Annotated in this window: 3 protein-coding genes; all 3 read left to right on the plus strand. The window is 54.1% G+C overall.

What is annotated here, in order from left to right; genetic code table 11:
- Positions 1 to 303 (plus strand): TolC family protein (locus AC2VLV_RS07410; RefSeq protein WP_486989369.1); only part of this gene is annotated, 303 nt, incomplete at its 5' end.
- A gap of 409 nt (positions 304 to 712) precedes the next feature.
- Positions 713 to 3,067 (plus strand): EcoAI/FtnUII family type I restriction enzme subunit R, encoded by a 2,355-nt coding sequence (gene hsdR / locus AC2VLV_RS07415; RefSeq protein ID WP_486989370.1) that lies wholly within the window; start codon positions 713 to 715, stop codon positions 3,065 to 3,067.
- On the plus strand, positions 3,064 to 3,784 hold a 721-nt coding region (locus AC2VLV_RS07420; protein WP_486989371.1), incomplete at its 3' end, for a type I restriction-modification system subunit M. The genes hsdR and AC2VLV_RS07420, both read left to right, overlap by 4 nt.

A 3,784-nucleotide genomic window follows, 5' to 3' on the forward strand; every position in this document is an offset into this window, starting at 1 on the left:
GTCACCCTGAACACCCAAACCGCCTTTCTCAATCTGAAAAACAGTGTGGCGCAGCTCAAGGCCGCCAAAGAAACCGTAGACTCTGCCAAGCTATCCCTGGAAGGAACGCGCAAGGGTTATGAAGTGGGCACCCGCTCCATCATCGACCTGCTGCATACCGCCACCGACTACGTGCGGGCCGAGCAGGACTACAACGTCGCTTTCTACAATCAGGTGATCGCCCGGGTGCAGCTCAAGGCCGCCTCCGGACAAATCAATATGGCGGATTTGCAGGCTATCAATGCCTTGTTGAAAAAAATGTGAGAACGCAAATCCCAACCGATCCTGCACAGCACACTTCAATGTAACTTTGCACAGGCAAATCAGAGCCACATATTGATCGCTGACAGTCAACGACATGCCACACTTTCTTGCCGATTCTGAGCAGCGCACCCAGGTAATGATGCGCCGTCATCAACGACTGATAGCGAGATTCCTTGCTACGCGGGGTTGGGCGCACCCTGTATATCTGGATTACTCTTAGAGCAAATCCACCGATTCTGCTTTCCTTTCCGCTTCCCAGCCAGCGGATTTTGTCCTAATCTGGCGAACATCCTATAAAAACAGCCGCCCCGGAGTCGCTATTCATGTCTAATTCCGATCAGGAAGCCCGCCAGACCATCAATCTGCTTCTGGATACTGTAGGCTGGCACATTGATAAGAAGTATTTGTGATGGATAGCAAAGAAAAGAAAAAACTCAGCGAGTCCGACATCTGCGACCTATTCATCACGCCCGCGATCAAGCGAGCCGGCTGGGAACCCATGACGCAGATTCGTCGTGAGGTGACGCTAACCCCCGGCCCAGTCGTCGTGCGCGGCAACATGTCCTCACGCAACAAGAAGAAAAAAAAATTCGCCGACTACGTTCTGTCCTGGGAGCCGGGCGTGCCCGTCGCCGTGGTTGAGGCCAAAGACAACAATTATACAGTCAGTCACGGCATCCAGCAGGCGCTCGGCTATGCCGAAATCCTCGATGTGCCGAGCGCCCTTAGTTCAAACGGCGATGCCTTTGCTTCCCATAACAAAGTCCCCACCGCTGGCGAAAACATTGAGACAGAGTTTCCCCTTGAATTTTTCCCCACACCGCCGGTACTTTGGCAACGGTACAAAAAATATCGCGGCATTGATGACAGTGCCGAAAAGTTGGTCGCGCAGCCTTACCACTTGGATGTATCGGGCAAGGAGCCCCGCTACTACCAGGTGGACGCAATCAACCATACCGTCGAAGCAGTGGCTGGCGGCAAGAAGCGCGCTCTGCTCGTCATGGCAACTGGCACCGGCAAGACTTACACGACCTTCCAGATCATCTGGCGCTTGTGGAAAGCAGGTAAGGTTAAGCGCATCCTATTCCTTGCGGATCGGAACATCCTCGTCGACCAAACCCTCGTCAACGACTTTAAGCCCTTCGGCTCGGTCATGACGAAAATCAAGAACCGCAAGATCGACCCTTCCTACGAAATCTATCTCGGCTTGTATCAGGCTATCACTGGCCCGGACGAAGAAGACAAGATTTTCAAAAGTGTCTCGCGCGATTTTTTTGACATGATCATCATTGACGAATGCCATCGTGGTAGTGCGGCGGACGATTCCGCCTGGCGTGAAATACTCGAATATTTCGATAACGCAGTTCAGCTCGGCCTCACCGCCACGCCCAAGGAAACCAAATACGTTTCAAGCAGCACCTACTTCGGCGAGCCAGTTTACACTTACAGCCTCAAGCAGGGAATTGAAGACGGCTTTCTCGCGCCCTACAAGGTCGTGCGTATCGACATAGACAAGGACATCGAAGGCTGGACGCCGCCGCCAGGTATGACTGACGATCTGGGGCAGATAATCGAGCAGCGTGAGTACAATCAGAAAGACATGGATCGCATTCTGGTGCTCAACCAGCGTACCAAGTTGGTTGCTAGGCGCATCGTGAAATACCTCTATGCCACCGACCTGTTTTCCAAAACGATTGTTTTTTGCGAAGACGTCGACCACGCCGAACGTATGCGTGTGGCGCTGGTGAATGAGGCAGGTCAGCTTGCGCTGGACAATCCAAAATACATCATGCGCATCACCGGCGACAGCATCGAGGGGAAAGCCGAACTGGACAACTTCATCGACCCGGAGAGCAAGTTTCCCGTCATTGCGACCACTTCGGAGTTGCTGGCTACGGGCGTTGATACCAAAACTTGCAAGCTCATCGTATTGGACAAAACCATTGCCTCAATGTCCAGCTTCAAGCAGATCATCGGGCGCGGCACCCGCATCGACGAAGAAAACAACAAGTGGTTCTTCACCATCATGGACTTCAAAAAAGCCACCGAACTGTTCCGCGATCCGGACTTCGACGGTGAAGCCGTGGTGATCTACGAACCGGGCGATGACGACGACCCCGTGCCGCCCGATCCGGAGCCCGGCGAAGGGGACGACGAGGGCGATGGCGGTGTCGACGACACACCCGGCGTTTACAAAGTCCGTATCAGCGGGGTAGATGTAAATATCATCGCCGAGCGCGTCGAATACATCGGGCCGGATGGCAACTTGATCATGGAGTCCTACAAAGACTTCAGCCGCAAGCAGATTCAAAAAGAATTCATTTCGCTGGATGACTTCCTCAAGCGCTGGAACAACGCCGCGAAAAAGCAGGCTCTCATCGACGAACTGGAAGAACACGGCATCGTTCTGGACAACCTCGCCACGGAAATCGGCAAGGACTACGGCGATTTCGACCTGATCTGCCACATCGCTTGGGGCCAGCCGCCACTTACCCGCAAGGAGCGCGCCAATAAGGTCAAGAAGCGCAACTACTTCACCAAATACGGCGAACAGGCCCGTGCCGTGCTCACCGGACTGCTCGACAAATATGCCGACGAAGGCATTGCCACACTGGAAAGCGCCAAGGTGCTACGCCTTGATCCTTTCAAAACCATAGGCACGCCCGTGGAAATCATCAACACCATTTTCGGCGGCAAAGAAAAGTTCGAATCCGCCATCCAGGAACTGGAACAAGAGCTGTTTAAGAAGGAAGAATCTGCATGAGTAATGTTTCCGGCGTCATCAAGTCTATACAGGACATCATGCGCAAAGATGTCGGCGTCGATGGCGACGCCCAGCGCATCAGTCAACTGGTATGGATGTTTTTCCTGAAAATTTTCGATGACCGCGAAGCCGAACTGATGCTGCTGGAAGACGACTATAAATCTCCACTGCCAGAGCACTTGCGCTGGAGCGCATGGGCCACCAACCCCGAGGGCATGACCGGCGATGCGCTGGCCGATTTCGTCAACATGCAACTGTTTCCCTATCTGAAAGAAAGGCTGCCCACTGCGGGTGTGCCGGGCAGGCGCGCCCAAGTCGTGCGTAGCGTATTTGAAGACGCCTACAACTACATGAAGTCCGGCACACTAATGCGTCAGGTCATCAACAAGATCTGTGAGATCGACTTCAATAACAGCGGCGACCGCCATACCTTCGGCAGCATCTACGAGCAAATTCTGCGCGACCTGCAAAGCGCTGGCAACGCGGGCGAGTTCTACACCCCGCGCGCCGTCACCCGCTTCATCGTCAACCGCGTCGATCCCAGGCTGGAAGAAACCGTGCTCGACCCAGCTTGCGGCACTGGCGGCTTTCTCACCTCCGCCATCGATCACAAACGCGACCATTACGTCAAAACCCGCGAAGATGAGGAAACGCTGGTAAACACCATTCGCGGCTTTGAAAAGAAGGCGCTGCCGCACATGTTGGCTGTTACCAACA

Source organism: Thiomonas sp. TH-17, from assembly GCF_057473305.1.

Bases quoted from the DNA above. Each gene is read 5' to 3' on its own strand.
- hsdR (WP_486989370.1), top strand. From the start codon at position 713: ATGGATAGCAAAGAAAAGAAAAAACTCAGCGAGTCCGACATCTGCGAC.